Source organism: Micromonospora luteifusca (assembly GCF_016907275.1).
In the GTDB taxonomy this organism is placed as follows: domain Bacteria; phylum Actinomycetota; class Actinomycetes; order Mycobacteriales; family Micromonosporaceae; genus Micromonospora; species Micromonospora luteifusca.
The window spans coordinates 2,071,331-2,090,351 of sequence record NZ_JAFBBP010000001.1 but is presented as its reverse complement, the minus strand read 5'-3'; the positions used below and the strand labels follow the sequence as shown (position 1 = coordinate 2,090,351).

Annotated in this window: 17 protein-coding genes and 1 tRNA gene; 9 read left to right on the top strand and 9 right to left on the bottom strand. The window is 70.8% G+C overall.

The features are described from left to right. Nucleotides 1–34: 34 nt before the first annotated feature. From JOD64_RS09035 to JOD64_RS09025, 3 genes are all read right to left on the bottom strand, one after another. Nucleotides 35–2,263, bottom strand: a complete 2,229-nt coding sequence (locus JOD64_RS09035) for an MMPL family transporter (protein ID WP_204941825.1) — start codon at nt 2,261–2,263, stop codon at nt 35–37. Beyond that, nucleotides 2,263–2,850: a TetR/AcrR family transcriptional regulator gene (locus JOD64_RS09030; RefSeq protein WP_204945983.1), complete on the bottom strand. Its 588-nt coding sequence runs from the start codon at nt 2,848–2,850 to the stop codon at nt 2,263–2,265. The genes JOD64_RS09035 and JOD64_RS09030 overlap by 1 nt, the downstream gene beginning before the upstream one ends. 100 nt (nt 2,851–2,950) lie before the next feature. After that, on the bottom strand, nt 2,951–3,385 hold the full coding sequence (locus tag JOD64_RS09025) for a winged helix-turn-helix transcriptional regulator (RefSeq protein WP_239559463.1): 435 nt from the start codon (nt 3,383–3,385) through the stop codon (nt 2,951–2,953). A gap of 75 nt (nt 3,386–3,460) precedes the next feature. Here JOD64_RS09025 and JOD64_RS09020 point away from each other — a divergent pair, with 75 nt between their 5' ends. Genes JOD64_RS09020 through JOD64_RS09000 form a run of 5 tightly spaced genes read left to right on the top strand, consistent with a single transcriptional unit; the run spans nt 3,461 to nt 9,181 of the window. Beyond that, nucleotides 3,461–4,924 (top strand): MFS transporter, encoded by a 1,464-nt coding sequence (locus JOD64_RS09020; protein WP_204941824.1) that lies wholly within the window; start codon nt 3,461–3,463, stop codon nt 4,922–4,924. Next, complete coding sequence (locus JOD64_RS09015; protein WP_204941823.1) at nt 4,921–5,880, top strand: DNA polymerase domain-containing protein; 960 nt, start codon at nt 4,921–4,923, stop codon at nt 5,878–5,880. Before JOD64_RS09020 ends, JOD64_RS09015 begins: the two co-directional genes overlap by 4 nt. A 26-nt stretch (nt 5,881–5,906) precedes the next feature. After that, nucleotides 5,907–6,356 carry a helix-turn-helix transcriptional regulator gene (locus JOD64_RS09010; protein WP_204941822.1) on the top strand — a complete coding sequence of 150 codons (450 nt, stop codon included), beginning with the start codon at nt 5,907–5,909 and terminating at the stop codon, nt 6,354–6,356. Nucleotides 6,357–6,361: 5 nt separating this feature from the next. Then, on the top strand, nt 6,362–6,772 hold the full coding sequence (locus JOD64_RS09005) for a VOC family protein (protein WP_204941821.1): 411 nt from the start codon (nt 6,362–6,364) through the stop codon (nt 6,770–6,772). A 27-nt stretch (nt 6,773–6,799) separates the two neighbouring features. Continuing rightward, nucleotides 6,800–9,181 carry an ATP-binding cassette domain-containing protein gene (locus tag JOD64_RS09000; protein ID WP_204941820.1) on the top strand — a complete coding sequence of 794 codons (2,382 nt, stop codon included), beginning with the start codon at nt 6,800–6,802 and terminating at the stop codon, nt 9,179–9,181. Between the two features lie 25 nt (nt 9,182–9,206). On the opposite strand, the gene JOD64_RS08995 is transcribed toward JOD64_RS09000, so the two are convergent. The 6 genes from JOD64_RS08995 to JOD64_RS08970 all read right to left on the bottom strand — a co-directional run bounded on the left by JOD64_RS08995 (nt 9,207) and on the right by JOD64_RS08970 (nt 13,258). Further along, nucleotides 9,207–9,674, bottom strand: coding sequence for a hypothetical protein (locus JOD64_RS08995; RefSeq protein WP_204941819.1), 468 nt, complete (start codon nt 9,672–9,674; stop codon nt 9,207–9,209). Nucleotides 9,675–9,836: 162 nt separating this feature from the next. Beyond that, nucleotides 9,837–10,220 (bottom strand): hypothetical protein, encoded by a 384-nt coding sequence (locus tag JOD64_RS08990; protein ID WP_204941818.1) that lies wholly within the window; start codon nt 10,218–10,220, stop codon nt 9,837–9,839. Nucleotides 10,221–10,538: 318 nt separating this feature from the next. Then, nucleotides 10,539–10,610, bottom strand: a tRNA-Arg gene (locus JOD64_RS08985). A gap of 92 nt (nt 10,611–10,702) precedes the next feature. Further along, nucleotides 10,703–11,395 carry a winged helix-turn-helix domain-containing protein gene (locus JOD64_RS08980; protein WP_204945981.1) on the bottom strand — a complete coding sequence of 231 codons (693 nt, stop codon included), beginning with the start codon at nt 11,393–11,395 and terminating at the stop codon, nt 10,703–10,705. 382 nt (nt 11,396–11,777) lie between these two features. Continuing rightward, nucleotides 11,778–12,449, bottom strand: a complete 672-nt coding sequence (locus tag JOD64_RS08975) for a DUF305 domain-containing protein (RefSeq protein WP_204941817.1) — start codon at nt 12,447–12,449, stop codon at nt 11,778–11,780. A gap of 8 nt (nt 12,450–12,457) precedes the next feature. Then, a complete protein-coding gene (locus tag JOD64_RS08970) occupies nt 12,458–13,258 on the bottom strand; it encodes a thioredoxin-like domain-containing protein (RefSeq protein ID WP_204941816.1) in 801 nt (266 codons plus the stop codon). 97 nt (nt 13,259–13,355) lie between these two features. Between JOD64_RS08970 and argS the strand changes: the two genes are divergently transcribed. From argS to thrC, 4 genes are all read left to right on the top strand, one after another. After that, on the top strand, nt 13,356–15,023 hold the full coding sequence (gene argS / locus JOD64_RS08965) for an arginine--tRNA ligase (RefSeq protein WP_204941815.1): 1,668 nt from the start codon (nt 13,356–13,358) through the stop codon (nt 15,021–15,023). 1 nt (nt 15,024) lies between these two features. Continuing rightward, complete coding sequence (gene lysA, locus JOD64_RS08960; RefSeq protein WP_204941814.1) at nt 15,025–16,410, top strand: diaminopimelate decarboxylase; 1,386 nt, start codon at nt 15,025–15,027, stop codon at nt 16,408–16,410. A gap of 8 nt (nt 16,411–16,418) precedes the next feature. Beyond that, the gene (locus tag JOD64_RS08955) at nt 16,419–17,729 is read left to right on the top strand and encodes a homoserine dehydrogenase (protein WP_204945980.1); all 1,311 of its coding nucleotides are present in this window, start codon (nt 16,419–16,421) and stop codon (nt 17,727–17,729) included. 138 nt (nt 17,730–17,867) lie between these two features. Further along, a complete protein-coding gene (gene thrC, locus JOD64_RS08950) occupies nt 17,868–18,917 on the top strand; it encodes a threonine synthase (RefSeq protein WP_204941813.1) in 1,050 nt (349 codons plus the stop codon). Nucleotides 18,918–19,021 lie beyond the last annotated feature (104 nt).

Below are 19,021 nucleotides of genomic sequence, written 5' to 3'. Positions count from 1 at the left end.
ACCCTCGGGCACCACACCTCCACTGTCGAGTGGGTCAGACGTGGGTCGGGGTGCGGTCTTCCAGGTGGGTGCGGAGGCCTTCGCCTTCGATGTCGACGTTCGGGAGAGCGCGGTTGAGCCAGCTCGGCAGCCACCAGGCGCGGTCGCCGAGCAGTGACATCACCGCCGGGACGATGGTCATCCGGACCACGAACGCGTCGATGGCGACGCCGATGGCGAGCGCGAAGCCCATCGACTTGATCACCGGGTCCTCCAGGAAGACGAAGCCCCCGAAGACCGAGATCATGATCAGCGCGGCTGCCGTGACCACCCGCGCGCCGTGTCCCATGCCGCTGATGGTGGCCTGCCGGGCGGACTTGCCGTGTACGAAATCCTCCCGCATCCGGGACACCAGGAACACCTCGTAGTCCATCGCGAGCCCGAACAGGATGCCGATCAGCAGGATCGGCAGGAAGCTGATCAGCGGGCCGGGCGTGTCCAGACCGACCAGGTCGGCGAGGTGCCCCTGCTGGAAGACCGCCACCGTGATGCCGAACGTGGCGGCGACGGTGAGCAGGAAGCCCAGCGCGGCCTTGACCGGCACCAGCAGCGAGCGGAACACCAGCATCAGCAGCAGCACCGACAGCCCGACCACCAGCAGCAGGTAGATCGGTAGCGCGTCGGAGAGCTTCTCGGAGACGTCGATGCCGATGGCGGTGACACCGGTGAGCAGTACGTCCGCGTCGCGGATCCCACCCATCGAGCCGCGGATGTCGTGGACCAGGGTTTCGGTGGCCTCGTCGGTCGGGCCGGTCTTCGGGATCACGCCGAGCAGCGCGGTCCGGCCGTCCGGGCTGAGCTGGGCCGGTGCCACCGCGAGGACGTTCTCGGTGCGTTGCAGCAGCGCGGTGACCTGCGGTACGGCGGCCGAGGTGGCCTGTGGCGAGTCACCGGCGACCACCACCGCGAGCCGGCCGGTGAAGCCCGCTCCGAAACCCTCGGTGGTCAGGTCGTTCGCCACCCGGGCGGGTGAGCCGACGGCGGCCGTCGCGGCGCCCGGCAGGGCCAGCCGCATGTCCGGCGTGGGCAGCGCGAGCAGGCCCAGGCCGAGCAGGCCGACCAGGATTACCGGTACGCGGAACCGGGTGACCAGCCGCGCCCAGCGGAACCCGAAACGGGACTGGTCCTCGGTCGTGGCGGTCTCGGCGACGGGCCGGTCGGTGGCGTTCGTGTGGTGGCCGGCTGCGGCAACCGTGTCGTCGGTGGCGACCGCGCGCAGCCGGCGGGGGAGTACCCGGCGACCGGCGAAGCCGAGCAGTGCCGGCTGGAGGGTGATCGCGACGAGTACCGCGACGGTGACGGTGCCGGCGGCGGCGAGACCCATCACGGTGAGGAACGGAATGTCCACCACGGCAAGCCCGGCCAGTGCGATGACCACGGTGGCGCCCGCGAAGACCACCGCGGAGCCGGCGGTGCCCACGGCCCGGCCGACCGCCTCCTCCGGGGACAGTCCGTCGAGCAGGTTCTGCCGGTGCCGGGAGGTGATGAACAGCGAGTAGTCGATGCCGACCGCGAGGCCGAGCATCAGCGCCAGGATCGGGGCGGTGCTGGTGAGCTGGACGGCGCCGCTCAGCGCGAACAACCCGGCCATCCCGGCGCCCACGCCGATCAGCGCGTTGAGCATGGTCATTCCGGCGGCGACGAGTGAACCGAACGTGATGATCAGGACGATCGCGGCGACGAGTACGCCGAGGGCCTCGGTGGAGCCGATCTCCGGTTCGCCGCCCAGCACCTCGCCACCCGGGGCGACCTGCCAACCCTGTGCCTTGGCCGAGGCGCCAACCTGCTCGTACGCGGTGCGCTGCGCGTCGGTCACGTCGTCCCCGCCAGTCGCGAACTGGACCTGGACCAGCGCGTACCGGCCGTTGGGCGTGACTGCGCCGACCTGGAACGGATTGACCGCGCCGACCACGCCGGGCAGTGTCGAGGCCTGCTGGACGAGCTCCTGCACCACGGCTTGGCCCTGCGGGGTGGCCAGTTGGCCGTCCGCCGGTGCCTTGACCGTGATGGTGCCGGTGGCACCGCTGGCCGCGGGGAACTGCTCGGCCAGCAGGTCGAGCGCGCGCTGGCTCTCGGTGCCGGGCATGGTGAAGTTGCTCGCCGTCGGGCCGCGCAGGGTCGCCGCGGCCAGGCCGGCGACGACGAGTACGACGAGCCAGAGCGCGACGACGAGCCGGCGCCGGCGCAACGCGCCCCGGCCGAGCCGGTAGAGCAGGGTGGCCATCAGGAGTCCTTGTCCTCGGTCGTGGGTGGTTGGGGCAGGGGTGCGTCGACGGGTTCGACGGCCCGTCGGACGAGGGTGAGCAGGGCGGGGCGCAACTCGTCGTCGGGGATGTCGACGAACTCGGCGCACGCCTCGGAGATGCCGGCGAGCAGCACCAGCGCGGCGATCCGGGCTCCCGGCCGGTCGGAGTGCCCGGCCAACGCGTCCCGCAGCCGCTCGGAGATCTGCTGGATGTGCGCGAAGGGTGGCTGGCACAGCAGCTCCGGGAACTCGCCGCGCAGCACCGCGATCTCCCGCCGGAACCGGACCGCGAGGTCGACGAAGCCGGTTGCGGCGACGTCCTGGGCGGCCGCCCCGGTCAGGTCGGTGAGTTGGTCGTCGAGGTCCTGCAGCACGGCGATGGCCGGTGCCATCAGCTCGGCGAGCAGGGCTTCCTTGTTGGCGAAGTGGTAGAGCACGGTGGCCTTGGAGCAACCGACCTCGCGGGCGATGTCCTGCAGGGAGGTGCCCCGGTAGCCGGTCACCGCGAATCGTCGCGCCGCCGCGGCGAGGATCTCGCCGTGCGTTTCGGACACCGCTCTCGCCATCATCGGTCCACCCCCGCAGACCAGCATGCCTGACCGATCGGTCAGACCCTGACCGATCGGTCAGACCGAAGCGGTGGCGTTCACCACACCCGGGGCGGGTCTAGCCGGTGTGCTCGGCGTCGTACCTGGTCCGCGCCTCGGCGATGGCCTGGCGGTGGCGTTCGGCCCAGGTGGTCAGCGCCACCAGTGACTCGTACAGCTCCAGCGCCATGGGGGTGGCGGTGTACTCGACCTTGGGCGGCACGGTCGGGTAGACCGTGCGGTGCAACAGGCCGTCCCGTTCCAGGTTGCGCAGCGTCAACGTGAGCATTCGGCGGCTGATCCCCTCGATGTGCCGCTCCAACTCGGTGAAGCGCACCGGCCCGTGGGAGGCGGCCACCAGGACGCCGATGCTCCACTTGCCGCCGACCCGGTCGAGCACCTCGCGGACGGTGCACGCCCGAGCCTGACCCGGGGTGAACGGCACGTTCTCGGCCGCGCAGGCCAGCTCGGTTTCGACCAGCGCGGGCACATCGCTGTTCCTCTGGGACATCAAAGTGCCTCCTTCCGCTCCGCTTCATGGTCACAGACGATGACCTCGGTAACAAAGCGTGCACCAAGGAGGGGTTTCATGGACCGCGTCGTTCCGTCCCGCTGGCCGGCGCTGCTGGTGCTCTGTGCCGGCAGCCTGATGATCATCCTGGACGGCACCGTCGTGGCGGTGGCGCTGCCCGCCGTGCAACGCGATCTGGGCTTCACCGCCGCTGGCCTGGCGTGGGTGGTCAACGCCTACCTGGTCGCGTTCGGCGGGCTGCTGCTGCTCGCCGGCCGACTCGGCGACCTGCTCGGCCGGCGGGGGGTCTTCCTGGCTGGCGTCACGCTGTTCACTCTGGCCTCGCTGGCCTGCGCGGTCGCCACCGGGCCGGCCCTGCTGGTGGGCGCGCGGTTTGCCCAGGGCGTCGGCGGGGCACTGGCCATGGCGGTCAGCCTCGGCATGATCGTCCGGCTCTATCCCGAACCGGCCGAGCGTGCCCGCGCCATCGCCGTCTTCAGCTTCACCGGAGCGGCCGGTGCGTCGGTCGGCACCGTCGCCGGCGGGGTGCTCACCGAGGTGGCCGGCTGGCGGGCGATCTTCCTCGTCAACCTGCCGATCGGGGCGGCCATCCTGCTCGCGGCCGTTCGCAGGCTCCCCACCGAACAGGGGCTCGGCCTGCGGGCCGGCCTGGACCTGCCCGGCGCGTTGCTCGCCACCGCCGGGCTGATGGCCGCCGTGCTCGGCATCGTCGGAACGGGCGAGCACGGTTGGACCAGCCCCCGGACCCTCGGCGCGATGGCCCTCGCGGCGCTGCTGCTCGGCGGGTTCGCGCTACGCCAACGGGTCGCGGCGACCCCGCTGCTGCCGGCGCGAGTGCTGCGCGTCCCGGGTCTGGTGGCGGCGAACGCCGTGCAGCTCCTCATGGTCTCCGCGTACTTCGGTTTCCAGTTCCTGCTCGCCGTGGAGCTGCAACTTGTACTCGGGTTGGACGCGGCGGCGACCGGCTGGGCCTTTCTGCCCACCCCGGTCGTGATCGCGGTCGTCTCGCTCGGCCTGGCCGGTCGGCTGATCACCCAATGGGGGGCCCGAACCGTGCTGCTGGCCGGGCTCGGCCTCGCAGTCATCGGGTTCCTGCTGATCGCCCGGCTGCCCGCCGACGGCACCTACGTCGCCGACGTACTCCCCGCGATGTTGGTCTTCGGGGTGGCCGGCGGTCTGACCCTGCCGGCCGTCACCACCCTGGCCATGGCCGGCGCGACCGACGCGGACGCCGGGCTCGCCTCCGGCCTGGCCAACACCACCCAGCAGATCGGTGGTGCGGTCGGCCTGGCCGTGCTGGCCACCCTGGCCGCCGCCCGCAGTGCGGGCTTGCGGGCTGGCGGCTGGGCCGAGACGGCCGCGCTGGCCGGTGGCTACGGGACGGCGTTCACCGTGGCCGCTGCCCTGGTGGTCGCCGCGTTGCTGGTGGCGCTGAGCACGCTGCCTCGCGCCCGGTCCGCCGGGACCGATCGGCACGTCAGGTTGACCGACGACACCGGGGCCGGGAGGGTGGTCGGATGAGTGCGGCTGACGAAACCCGGGACGGCGTGGCCCTGACCAACCTGGACCAGCCGCTGTCCGACCGCGACGACGCGACCAAACGTGACCTGGTGGACTACCTCGACGCGGTCAGTGAGCGGATCCTCCCGCAGTTGCGGGGCCGGCCGCTGTCGGTGATCCGGGTCCGCCCCGGCCAGCCGCCGTTCATGCAGAAGAACCTGCCCCGCTACACCCCGGACTGGGTCCGCCGGGTGCCGGTCTGGGCGGAGGCGTCGCACCGGGAAATCTCGTACGCCCTCTGCGACGACCGGCGCACCCTGCTCTGGTTCGCCAACCAGCGGGCGGTGGAGTACCACCCGACACTGGCCACCGCGGCGGAGCCGCACCGCCCGACCCATCTGGTGCTCGACCTGGACCCACCGGAGGGCGACGGCTTCCGGGCGGCCGTCGCCGCCGCCCTGCTGGTCCGTCAGGCACTCGCCGATGCCGGCCTGGCCGGCGCGGTCAAGACCAGCGGCGCCAAGGGCGTGCACGTCTTCGTCCCGGTGGCCGACGATCCCACGGCGGAGGAGTTGGCCGCCGCCACCCGGGCGCTCGCCGTCCGCGCCGAGCGGCTCGACCCGGCGCTGGCCACCACGGCGTACATCAAGGAGGACCGGGGTGGCCGGGTCTTCGTGGACGCGACCCGGGCCGGCGGGGCGACCGTGGCGGCCGCGTACAGCCCTCGGCTGCGACCCGGGACGCCGGTCTCCTTTCCGGTCGACTGGGCCGACCTGACCGAGGTGGCTCCCGCCGACTTCACCATCCGGACCGCGCCGGCGCTGCTCGGTGACGGTGATCCGTGGGCCGCGCTGATGCCGGCGCCGCAGCCGCTCCCCGCCGACCTGGTGGCCGAGGGTCGGACCATCCCGGTGGCCCGGGTGCAGGCCATGCACGAGGGGAAGCGCCGGGCCCGCGCCCGGCGGCAGGCCGATTGACGGAGGGTTGTGGCACGATTTTCCAGGTGACCAGCAAACCCGACGCGACCCAGCGACTCAGCGACCTCGCGCGGCTGCGCCGGGTCCGCGACCGGATCGACCGGGAGTACGCGCAACCGCTGGACGTCGAGGCGCTCGCCCGGGGCGCGCACATGTCGTCCGGGCACCTCAGCCGCGAGTTCCGGCTCGCCTATGGCGAATCTCCGTACAGCTACCTCATGACGCGCCGGATCGAGCGGGCGATGGCGTTGTTGCGTCGTGGCGACCTGAGCGTCACCGAGGTCTGTTTCGCGGTCGGTTGTTCGTCGTTGGGCACCTTCAGCACCCGCTTCACCGAGCTGGTCGGCGTGCCGCCCAGCGTCTACCGCCGCCAGGCAGCGCAGGCCACGGCGGGGATGCCGTCCTGCCTGGCCAAGCAGGTGACCCGACCGATCAGGAATCGAGAAGCGCAGGTCACGGAGTCGCAACTAGCGTGACGGCCATGGACATCACCATTCACTCGAGTTTCCTTCCGCACACCGACCCCGATGCCTCCCTGGCCTTCTACCGCGACACCCTCGGTTTCGAGGTTCGCAACGACGTCGGCTACGGCGGGATGCGCTGGATCACGGTCGGGCCCGCAGGCCAGCCCACGACGTCGATCGTCCTGCACCCGCCGGCCGCCTCTCCCGGCATCACCGACGACGAGCGCCAGACCATCCTCGAACTGGTGGCCAAGGGCAGCTACTTCGGCGTCAACCTGGCCACCGCCGACCTCGACGCCACCTTCGCCAAGCTGGAGGCCAGCGACGCCGAGGTCGTCCAGGAGCCGACCGAGCAGCCGTACGGCGTACGCGACTGTGCCTTCCGGGACCCGGCGGGCAATATGGTCCGCATCCAGGAAGTGCGCTGACCACCTGGCACGACAGATGGAGACACGATGAGCACGGCCACCCAGCCGTCCGCGCCGCACGTTGCCGACAGCCACGATCTGATCCGGGTCCAGGGCGCGCGCGTGAACAACCTCAAGGACGTCAGCGTCGAGATCCCGAAGCGCCGGCTGACGGTGTTCACGGGCGTCTCCGGCTCCGGCAAGAGTTCCTTGGTGTTCGGCACCATCGCCGCCGAGTCGCAGCGGATGATCAACGAGACCTACAGCGCCTTCGTGCAGGGCTTCATGCCGACGCTGGCGCGGCCCGAGGTCGACCTGCTGGATGGTCTGACGACGGCGATCATCGTGGACCAGGAGCGGATGGGCGCGAACTCGCGATCCACCGTCGGCACGGCCACCGACGCCAACGCGATGCTGCGCATCCTGTTCAGCCGGCTCGGGCAGCCGCACATCGGCTCGCCCAACGCGTACTCCTTCAATGTCCCCTCGGTGAAGGCCACCGGCGCGATCACCGTCGAGCGTGGTGCCGGCAGGACGAAGACCGAGAAGGCGACCTTCACCCGTCTCGGCGGTATGTGTCCGCGTTGCGAGGGCATGGGCGCGGTCACCGACATCGACCTGTCGGCGCTTTACGACGACAGCCTGTCGCTCAACGAGGGCGCGATCACGATCCCGGGTTACAGCATGGAGGGCTGGTACGGCCGGATCTTCCGTGGCTGCGGCTACTTCGACCCGGACAAGCCGATCAGCAAGTACACCAAGCGTGAGCTGGACGATCTGCTCCACCGGGAACCAACCAAGATCAAGGTCGACGGGATCAACCTGACGTACGCGGGCCTGATCCCGTCGATCCAGAAGTCCTTCCTCGCCAAGGACATCGACGCGCTGCAGCCGCACATCCGTGCCTTCGTGGAGCGGGCGGTGACCTTCACGACCTGCCCCGACTGCGACGGCACCCGGCTCAGCAAGGAAGCGCGGTCGTCGAAGATCAAGGGGAAGAACATCGCCGACGCCTGCGCGATGCAGATCAGCGACCTCGCCGGCTGGGTACGGGAAATCGAGGAGCCCTCGGTGACCCCGCTGCTGGCGGGGTTGCAACACCTCCTCGACTCGTTCGAGAAGATCGGGTTGGGCTACCTCTCGCTCGACCGGCCGTCGGGCACCCTCTCGGGCGGCGAGGCGCAGCGCACCAAGATGATCCGCCACCTCGGCTCCTCGCTCACCGACGTCACCTACGTCTTCGACGAGCCGACGATCGGGCTGCACCCGCACGACATCCAACGGATGAACGAGCTGCTGCTGCAGCTACGCGACAAGGGCAACACCGTGCTGGTCGTGGAGCACAAGCCGGAGGCCATCGCCATCGCCGACCACGTCGTCGATCTCGGGCCCGGAGCCGGTACGGAGGGCGGTGCCGTCTGCTACGAGGGCACCCTGGAGGGCCTGCGGGCCAGCGGCACCATCACCGGTCGACACCTCGACGACCGGGCGGCTCTCAAGGAGACGGTGCGTACGCCCACCGGCAAACTGGAGATCCGTGGCGCGACGGCCAACAACCTGCACGACGTCGACGTCGACGTACCGCTCGGGGTGCTCGTCGTCGTGACCGGTGTCGCGGGCTCCGGCAAGAGTTCGCTCGTGCGCTCCTCGATCCCCGCGGGCGCGGGTGTGGTCTCGATCGACCAGGGCGCGATCCGTGGCTCGCGGCGGAGCAACCCGGCCACGTACACCGGGTTGCTCGACCCGATCCGCAAGGCGTTCGCGAAGGCCAACGGTGTGAAGCCGGCGCTGTTCAGCGCCAACTCCGAGGGCGCCTGCCCGAGCTGCAACGGCGCCGGTGTCATCTATACCGACCTGGGGATGATGGCCGGTGTCGCCGCACCCTGCGAGGACTGCGAGGGGAAGCGGTTCCAGGCGTCGGTGCTGGAATACCGTTTCGGCGGTCGCGACATCAGCGAGGTGCTCGCGATGTCGGTGACGGAGGCCGAGAAGTTCTTCGGCGCGGGCGAGGCGCGTACGCCGGCCGCACACGCCATCCTCGACCGGCTCGCCGACGTCGGGCTCGGCTACCTCAGCCTGGGTCAACCGCTCACGACCCTGTCGGGAGGGGAGCGGCAGCGACTCAAGCTGGCCACCCACATGGCCGAGAAGGGCGGCACCTACGTCCTCGACGAGCCGACCACCGGCCTGCACCTGGCCGACGTCGAGCAGCTGCTCGGCCTGCTCGACCGCCTCGTGGACGCCGGCAAGTCGGTGATCGTCATCGAGCATCACCAGGCGGTCATGGCGCACGCCGACTGGATCATCGACCTCGGCCCCGGCGCCGGCCACGACGGTGGTCGGATCGTCTTCGAGGGCACACCCGCCGACCTCGTCGCCGCCCGCTCCACTCTCACCGGCGAGCATTTGGCGGCGTACGTCGGCACCTGACCGACCGTCGCCGCCGGTCGAACGTCTAGGCGACCGGCGGCGACGGCTCGCGCTGTGTCGTCGTGGTGGCGAGGATGCCGCACGTGGCGGTGAGCAGCCCGAGGGCGGTCGCGCTCGGGTTGACGTACCCGGGCACGGATGAGGTGACATACGTGCCACCGCCGCTGACGCGGCACTCGAAGCGGATCGGTAGGTAGCTGACCTCGTACCCGTCGACCTGGCTTGCCCGCTGCGGCCCGGCCTCTCGGCAGGGTTCGATCGGGAAGGAGCCGGCTCCGCCGTCCTCCGCCCGCAGCACCGCGTAGCCGAGGTGGAGCAGACCCCACGCGTACATGGCGACGGTGCCGGCACCGGCGAGGAGCGCTACCGTCCGCAGCCAACCCGGCCGGTCGCGTTCGCCTCTCCGGAACGCCGCTCTGATGCCGCGGACGGTGAGGACCGTCGCGGTGGCGGCCCCGGCGAGTGCGGCGAGGAGCAACACGAGAAACAGCATGGCGACATTCTTGATCTCGTGCGGGGCCAGACCTTCGCGGGGTAGTTGCACCGTGGGCCGGACACCGCAGGCGCATCGGCCGCCGGGCACCGACGATCGAGTCGGTGCCCGACGGGCCCGCGCTGTTGTCCCGTTATCAGTCGGAGCTTGTCGCCGTCAGCCTCAGACCTGGGTCTGGTTGGGACACCACTTTCGGGAGCCGTTGTCGTTCAGCCCATCGTCGCGAATCCAGCCTCCGGCCTTCGTCTGCACGCTGACCACGTAGGTCCACGTGTCGAGCCCGTTGATGTCCAGCGCGTAGCAGTGGTAGTCGAGTGACTCGGAGGGGGACACGTCACCGACGTCGAGACAGCGGAGGCTGGACCCGACGCGCAGGTTGACGACGACTTCGGTGTGATGGCCACCGGTGGTGTCGATATCCGGCGGAGCCGCTCGTCCACAACTCCAGTGGGCCGAGGCGGGTGACGGGGCGGCGATCGCGCCTGCGGCGACGAGTGCGAGCGCCGCTGCGGCGACAGTGAGGGATCGGGGGATTCTGCTGCTCAAGGCTTCTCCTTCGAAACAGCGGAGGGACGCGCCAGGGTGGCCCTGCGGCATCCGACCTGAAAGCTGGGCCCGACGGCCAATATATCGACCACCGTCATCGTAGGCGGGCTCGTCAACGGCTGCGGCCCCGACCACGGCGCCGACCGGCACGAGCACTGCTCGACCTGGCAGTCCCGCTGGTGCTGCGCCAGGCGGCCTCTCGCTCATGTCGAGCTGTTCGGCTATGGCCCAGACGGCCGGACGCACGATTAAGGCCCCCGACCGGAATTTTCCTGGTCAGGGGCCTTTTCGTGCTGGTCGGATCTTTCCTAGCAAGTGTGCCCCCGGCAGGATTCGAACCTGCGCCCCCGCCTCCGGAGGGCGGTGCTCTATCCCCTGAGCTACGGGGGCTCAGCGACTGGAGAAGACTAGCAAACCCGCCCCCCGTACGCCGAATCGGTATCGGGCGAGCCGATCGTGTCGACAACCGGCCCACCCGGTGCTCAGGCCGCGACCGCCCGCCCGCAGCTCGGTAGCGGGTGCAGAACGATTCGCCGGGGAAGCCGGCGGGGCCACTCGTTGCGCGGCCAGGAGCCGTCCACGATCAGGTGCACGGTGCGCTGCTCCTCACCGCTGAGCCGCAGCACGAAGTCGCGGGGGAGCGGCGGGTCCACCGTCGGCGTGGTGATCATGAAGCGCACCCGGCCGCGCGACGAGACCGCGGAGATCACATCGGCGGCGGGCATGGTGCCGCGCAGCCGGACCCGGCCGATCCAGTAGACCTCCGCGAGGTGCTCCTGGGCGGCCCGTGTGATCGCCGGGTACTCACTGCGGACCCACCGCTCGACCGCGCTGACGCACAGCCCGCAGGCCCGCTCGCGCGGCTCGCGCGGACCCAACCCCCAGGCCCGGAGGTACGCCCCGACCGCGCCAGCATCCAACGGCAGATCGAATCTGCGCTGGATGAGCGTGGTGAGGCTCTGCCGCGTCCACAGCTCCTCGTCCAGGCCGAACTCGTCGGGGTGGACGCCCCGCAATGCGTCGATCAGTTCGAGTTCCTGTTCGCGGCTGAGCATTCCCGGCTCGCCCTGCCGCTGTCCGCGACGGACGGCTGCCACCGCCCCGTCACCGCCGATGGTGTGGCGTCGGCACCAACTGGTGACCGAACGCCGTGCGTCTCTGAGTGCAACCCCCACGTCTTGCGCAACGAGCACGAATCGCAACTGGTCACGATATGTGCGGAGAAAACTCTCTAAGCAACGTAATCGGTTGGACCGCTCGAATCACCCGCAAGCGGGCATCAGCGGACAATAGCGCACGAGAAGTCCTCGCAGAGGCCCAGTGGATCACGCGTCCTGCCCTGGAAACGGCGCTCAACGCCCGTGATCCACTCCGTTTCGCCGATGTGGCGGTGTCCCGGCGTGCGGATGCCCCCACATCGGCGACCCGGAGTCGATCACCGCGCCGGCCTGGAGTGGAGCACGGCCGTGTCGTTGGGTGGGCCTGGGTGACATGAGGCGGGCCCGCGTCCCGCCGGTGTACGGCGGTGACGCGGGCCCGGTACGCCCGTCCGGCCGATCAGCCCTTGGCTGCCTGATCCTGGAGGTGCCGGAGATTGTTCAGCTCGGTCTGCTGGGTGGACTTCATGACCTGTGCCACCCGCACCACCTCGGCGTTGTCGGTCTCGTCGAGAGCCGCGTCGATCATGTGGATGCCGCCCAGGTGGTGGTTGTACATCAAGGTCAGGAACTGCCGGTCGACCTCGATGCCCTGAGCGTCGCGCAGGGCGGTCATCTGCTGCGGCGTGGCCATCCCGGGCATCAGCCCGTCCTTGACCTTGGCACCGTCGGACATCCACGACATCGGCGGCTTCGACCCGGTCGGGCTCAGCTCCCATTCGCGCAGCCAGGTCTGCATGGCCCCGATCTCGCCCTGCTGCCCGGTGGCGATGTCGACGGCGATCTGCCGCACCTCGGGAAGCGTCGCGGACCGGTACGCGATCAGACTCATCTCCACCGCTTGGGCGTGGTGGGTCGTCATGTCCCGCGCGAAGCCCGCCTCGACCGACGCGTCACCGGGTCGGGTGAGCCGCGGGGTCAGCAGGCCGCTGGCGTAACCGAGGAGCAGGCCCACCACCACCATGATGGCGAGCGCCAGCACGCCGTAGCGTCGCGCCGGGGCCCGGCCGCCCTCGTCCGGGGCGGCCTGGACCTCGTCGTAATCGCTGTCGGTGGTGGTGGGGGCAGTCATCGCGTTCCTTACTGAGTGGGCGGCTGCTGCTGGAGCTCACGCGGCGTGGTGCCGGTGGCGGTGATACCCGTGTTGCACAGCGCCGTCGGGCCCTCGACGGAGGCGTTCACCCGCAGGTCCTTGATGAACTCGTCGATCCGCGAGTCATCGGCGTTGTCGAGCTTGAGCTGGTAGCCCCACGCCTGGAGCGAGATCGGCTTGTCCAGGCCCTCGTACGGGCTCATCAGCGTCTTCTCGACGCCGCGCACCTTGCTGGCGAGCTTGTCGACCTGGTCCTTCGGCAGGTCCGGGCGGTAGGTGATCCACACCGCGCCGTGCTCCAGGCTGTGCACCGCGTGCTCGTTGGCGATCGGGGCGTCGTAGACGTCGCCCATGCAGTTCTGCCAGGCGGCGTTGTGCACGCCACCCACCGGCGGCGAGTAGTTCCAGGTCAGCGGGCCCGACTTGTGCGACTCGTACTTCAGGCTGTCCGGGTCGGACTTGCGGATGTTGGCGATGCCGTCGATGGCGTTGGCCCGCTTGTCCCACGGCTTCGCGCCCTGGAACGAGGCCCACGCCCCGTACCCGATGATGCCGGCGGCGAGCATGCCCACCGCGACGAAGAGCGCGATCGGGCCCCAGGCGCGGCCCTGGCTCACCTTGACCGGGGTGACCGGCTTGCGCGGGCCCTTGCCACCTGCCCGCGGGGAGCCTGCCGGCTTGCCGGAACCGGCCTTGGCGCCGGACGCCGGCCGGCCCGCGGCCGGCTTCTTGCCGGTGCTGACCACGGTCGGGCGGCGCTCAGGGCCACCGGGGGTGCTGATGCTCATCGTGCCTCGTCAAGTCGGTCGGTCAGGGGAGTGGCGGGCCGGATGACGCGCAGGGTAGCCGCCGAATGCCCGAGTCTACCCCCGATAACATGGCTGGGTGACTCCTGCAGAACTCGCCTCGGTCGTCCTTGCCGCCGCCCACGCCGTCTTCACCGAGCGTGGCCTGGACCGCGCTGCCTTGCCGGAGCACACGGTGGTGGAGCGACCGCGCAACCCCGAGCACGGCGACTACGCCTCCACGCTCGCCCTGCAGTTGAGCAAGAAGGTAGGCGTGCCGCCCCGGGAGTTGGCCGCCGCCCTGTCGGACGAGCTGGGTCGGGCACCCGGCATCAAATCGGTGGAAATCGCCGGGCCGGGCTTCCTGAACATCCGGCTCGACGCGGCCGCCGCCGGCCAGCTCGCCCGGGTGATCGTCGAGGCCGGCGCGGAGTACGGCCGCAGCGACCGCCTCGCCGGCGAGAAGATCAACCTGGAGTTCGTCTCGGCCAACCCGACCGGCCCCGTGCACATCGGCGGGGTTCGCTGGGCGGCCGTCGGCGACGCGTTGAGCCGCCTGCTGCGGGCCACCGGTGCCGAGGTCGGCACGGAGTACTACTTCAACGACGCCGGTTCGCAGATCGACCGTTTCGCCCGTTCGCTGCTCGCCGCCGCCAAGGGTGAGCCGGCGCCGGAGGACGGCTACGGCGGGGCGTACATCGCCGAGATCGCCGCCGAGGTGCAGTCCCGCCGGCCGGAGGTGCGCTCGCTCGACGACGGCGCCGCCCAGGAGGTCTTCCGGGTCGAGGGCGTCGCGCTGATGTTCGACGAGATCCGCTCCTCGCTGCGCGACTTCGGGGTGGAGTTCGACACCTACTTCAACGAGAAGGACCTGCACGACCGGGGTGAGTTGGACCTGGCGTTGAACCGGCTGCGTCAGCAGGGGCACCTCTACGAGTCCGAGGGCGCGACCTGGCTGCGCACCACCGACTTCGGTGACGACAAGGACCGGGTGCTGCGCAAGTCCAACGGCGAGTGGACGTACTTCGCCGCGGACTGCGCCTACTACCTGGACAAGCGGGAGCGCGGCTTCGAGCGGGTCGTGATCATGCTGGGCGCCGACCACCACGGCTACATCGGCCGGATGAAGGCGATGGCCGCCTGCTTCGGCGACGACCCGGAGCGCAACCTGGAGATCCTCATCGGGCAGCTGGTCAACCTGCTGCGCGACGGTGCCCCGATGCGGATGAGCAAGCGGGCCGGCACCGTGATCACGTTGGAGGACCTGGTCGAGGCGATCGGCGTGGACGCCTCCCGGTACGCGTTGGCCCGCTACTCCAGCGACTCCCCGATCGACATCGACATCGAGCTGTGGACCCGGGCAACCCGCGACAATCCGGTCTACTACGTGCAGTACGTCGCCGCACGGACGGCGGGTGTCGCCCGCAACGCCGCCGAGGTGGGGCTGGTCCCGGGTGGCGCCGACGCGTTCCGACCCGAGCTGCTCGACCACGACAAGGAGAACGAGCTGCTCAAGGCACTCGCCGAGTTCCCGGCGGTGGTGGCGACCGCCGCCGAGCTGCGTGAGCCGCACCGGGTGGCCCGCTACCTGGAGGAGAGCGTCGCGGCCTCCTACCACCGGTTCTACGACAACTGCCGGGTTCTGCCGTTGGGTGACGAGGAGGTCACCGACCTGCACCGCGCCCGGCTCTGGCTCAACAACGCCACCCGCACGGTGATCGCGAACGGTCTGCGCCTGCTCGGCGTCTCCGCCCCAGAGAGGATGTGACATGAGGGCTCATGAGGCTGGTGCGCTGCACGCGGACATCAGCGACCGGGGGCCGGCCTGGCTGCGTACCCCGCAGGACGTCAACGCCCTCGTGCCGGCGCTGTGGCCGCGGTCGGTGACGCGCGGCGCGGACGGCGCGGTCGCCGTCGCGGGCCTCAGCGTCCGCGACATCGCGGCCGAGTTCGGCACCCCGGTGTACGTCCTCGACGAGGCCGACCTGCGCTCGCGCTGCCGCGACTTCCGGGCGGCCTTCCCGACCGAGGACGTCTACTACGCGGGCAAGGCGTTCCTCTGCCGCGCGGTGGTCCGGATGATCGCCGAGGAGGGGCTGCACCTGGACGTCTGCACCGGAGGTGAGCTGGCCACCGCGCTCTCGGCCGGGATGCCGCCGGAGCGGATCGGCTTCCACGGCAACAACAAGTCGGTCGCCGAGCTGGGCCGCGCGCTGGACGCCGGGGTGGGACGGATCATCGTCGACTCGTTCACCGAGATCGACCGGCTCACCGCGCTGGCCCGCGAGCGGGGGGTTCGGCCCCGCGTGCTGGTCCGGGTCACCGTCGGCGTCGAGGCGCACACCCACGAGTTCATCGCCACCGCCCACGAGGACCAGAAGTTCGGCTTCTCGCTGGCCGGTGGTGCGGCCGCGAACGCCGCGTTCAAGATCCTCGACGAGGGTGTGCTGGAGCTGCGCGGTCTGCACTCGCACATCGGCTCGCAGATCTTCGACGCCAGCGGCTTCGAGGTCTCGGCCCGTCGGGTGCTCGCCCTGCAGTCGCAGATCCGCGACGCGCGCGGGGTGGAGTTGCCCGAGCTGGACCTGGGCGGCGGCTTCGGCATCGCGTACACGACCCAGGACGACCCGGCCACACCGCAGGACCTGGCCAAGCGACTGCGCAAGATCGTCGACTCGGAGTGCGCGGCGGAGAACCTGGCCGTGCCGCACCTGTCGATCGAGCCGGGGCGGGCCATCGTCGGCCCGTCCGTGTTCACCCTCTACGAGGTCGGCACGGTCAAGGACCTCGACGGCATCCGGACGTACGTCAGTGTCGACGGCGGGATGAGCGACAACATCCGCACGGCCCTCTACGACGCCTCCTACTCGGCGACGCTGGCCTCCCGGGCCTCGGACGCGCAGCCGTTGCTCGCCCGCGTGGTGGGAAAGCACTGTGAGTCCGGGGACATCGTGGTGAAGGATGAATTCCTGCCCGCCGACGTGCAGCCCGGAGATCTTGTCGCCGTGCCCGGCACCGGTGCGTACTGCCGGAGCATGGCCAGCAACTACAACCATGTGCCCCGGCCACCGGTGATCGCGGTGCGCGACGGCCAGGCGCGCCTGATCGTCCGGCGGGAGACCGAAGAGGACCTGCTCGCATTGGATGTTGGATGACGTCACCTGTGCGCTTGGCGCTGCTCGGCTGTGGCACGGTCGGCCAGGAGGTGGTTCGACTGCTGCACGAGCAGTCGGCCGACCTGGCCGCGCGGATCGGCGCTCCGCTGGAGATCGCCGGCATCGCCGTCCGTCGGCTCGGCCGCGACCGGGGTGACCTGCCGGTCGATCCGGACCTGTTCACCACCGACGCGCTCGGCCTGATCAAGTCCGACGACGTGGACGTCGTGATCGAGGTGGTCGGCGGCATCGAGCCGGCCCGAGGCTGGCTGGTCGAGGCGTTGCGCGCCGGCAAGAGCGTGGTCACCGCCAACAAGGCGCTGCTCGCCGAGGACGGCGTGGCCCTGCACGAGGCGGCGGCCGAGGGCGGCGGCGACCTCTACTACGAGGCGTCCGTGGCCGGGGCCATCCCGCTGCTGCGCCCGCTGCGCGAGTCGCTGCACGGGGACCGGATCAACCGGGTCACCGGCATCGTCAACGGCACCACCAACTTCATCCTCTCCGCGATGGACGCGACCGGCGCCGGTTTCGCCGAGGCCCTCGAAGAGGCCACCGCCCTGGGTTACGCGGAGGCCGACCCGACCGCCGACGTCGAGGGCTTCGACGCGGCGGCCAAGGCGGCGATCCTCGCCTCGCTGGCGTTCCACACCCGGGTCGGCGCCGCCGACGTGCACCGTGAGGGCATCACCGAGGTGACCGCCGCGGATGTCGCCAGCGCCCAGGCGATGGGCTGCACCATCAAGCTGCTCTGCATCGCGGCCCGCGGCGTCGACCCCACCGGCCGGGAGACGGTCAGCGTCCGGGTGCACCCGGCGATGATCCCGCGCAGCCACCCGCTGGCCAGCGTCGGCGACGCGTTCAACGCGGTCTTCGTGGAGGCGGACGCGGCCGGGCAGCTGATGTTCTACGGTCGGGGCGCCGGGGGTGCGCCGACCGCCAGCGCCGTGCTCGGTGACGTGGTCGCGGTGTCGCGCAACCGGCTCGCCGGGGTCCGCGCCGCCAGCGAGAGCGCGTACGCGGACCTGGCGGTCCGGCCGATGGGCGAGGCGTTGACCCGCTACCACGTCAGCCTCGACGTGGCCGACCGTCCAGGTGTGCTGGCCTCGGTGGCGAGCGTGTTCGCCCGGCACGACGTCTCGATCGCGACCGTGCGGCAGGGCTCAGCGGGTGGGTCGCCCGGTCGTGACGGCGACGCCGAGCTGGTCATCGTCACCCACGTGGCACCGGACGCCGCGCTCGCCGCGACCGTTGGCGAGCTGCGCGGTCTGGACATTGTCCGGTCGGTGACCAGTGTGCTGCGGGTCGAGGGCGGCGCGTGAGTCGTTGAACCATCGGTGGGACGGCTCGCGCGTCCCGCCAGGTGGGTAAGCCGGGGTGTGCCATCGACCGCTGCCGCAGGCTGGTTCAAGGTGGTCTGATGCTCGGGTCGGCGCGGCGGTAGAGGCGAGGAGAACGACATGTGGCGGGGTCTGATCGAGGCGTACCGGGATCGGCTGCCGGTCACCGCGGCCACGCCGGTCATCACGCTGCACGAGGGGAACACTCCGCTGCTGCCCGCGCCGGTGCTGTCCGCCCGGCTCGGTTGCGACGTGCACCTCAAGGTGGAGGGCGCCAACCCGACCGGCTCGTTCAAGGACCGGGGGATGACCCTCGCGGTGTCCAAGGCGGTCGAGGCGGGCAACAAGGCCATCATCTGCGCCTCCACCGGCAACACCAGCGCCTCCGCCGCGGCGTACGCGGCTCGGGCCGGGTTGACCTGCGCGGTGCTGGTGCCGCAAGGCAAGATCGCGTTGGGCAAGCTGGCCCAGGCGCTGGTGCACGGCGCGAAGCTGCTCCAGGTCAACGGCAACTTCGACGACTGCCTGGCGCTCGCCGCGAAGCTGGCCCAGGATCACCCGGTCGCGTTGGTCAACTCGGTCAACATCGACCGGTTGCACGGCCAGAAGACCGCCGCCTTCGAGATCGTCGAGGCGCTCGGTGACGCGCCCGACATCCACTGCCTGCCGGTCGGCAATGCCGGCAACATCGCCGCCTACTGGATGGGATACGCGGAGGAGCAGGCCGCGGGCGCCACGACCCGGGCCCCGAAGATGTACGGCTTCCAGGCTGCCGGGGCGGCACCGATCGTGACCGGGCAGGTGGTGCCGGAGCCGTCGACCATCGCCACCGCGATCCGGATCGGCAACCCGGCGAGCTGGACCAAGGCGTTGGACGCTCGGGACACCTCCGGTGGCCTCATCGCCGCGGTGACCGACCGGGAGATCCTCTCCGCGTACCGGCTGCTCGCCCGCGAGGTGGGGGTCTTCGTCGAGTTGGGCAGCGCGGCCAGCGTGGCTGGTCTGCTTCAGCAGGCCGCAGCGGGTGCGGTACCACCCGGTTCGACGGTGGTGTGCACGGTGACCGGTCACGGGCTGAAAGACCCGGAATGGGCGATCTCCACCGCGCCGGCGCCATTGACCATCGCCAACGACCCGATGGCCGCCGCCCGCGCCCTCGACCTGGCCTGAGCACGTCACCGCCATTCGTGCGGCCGGGCGGCACGACGCCCGACATCGGCGGTGACCGGTGGTGACCGGTCGGCGGGCACGCGGTCGGCGGGACGGCGTGGGGG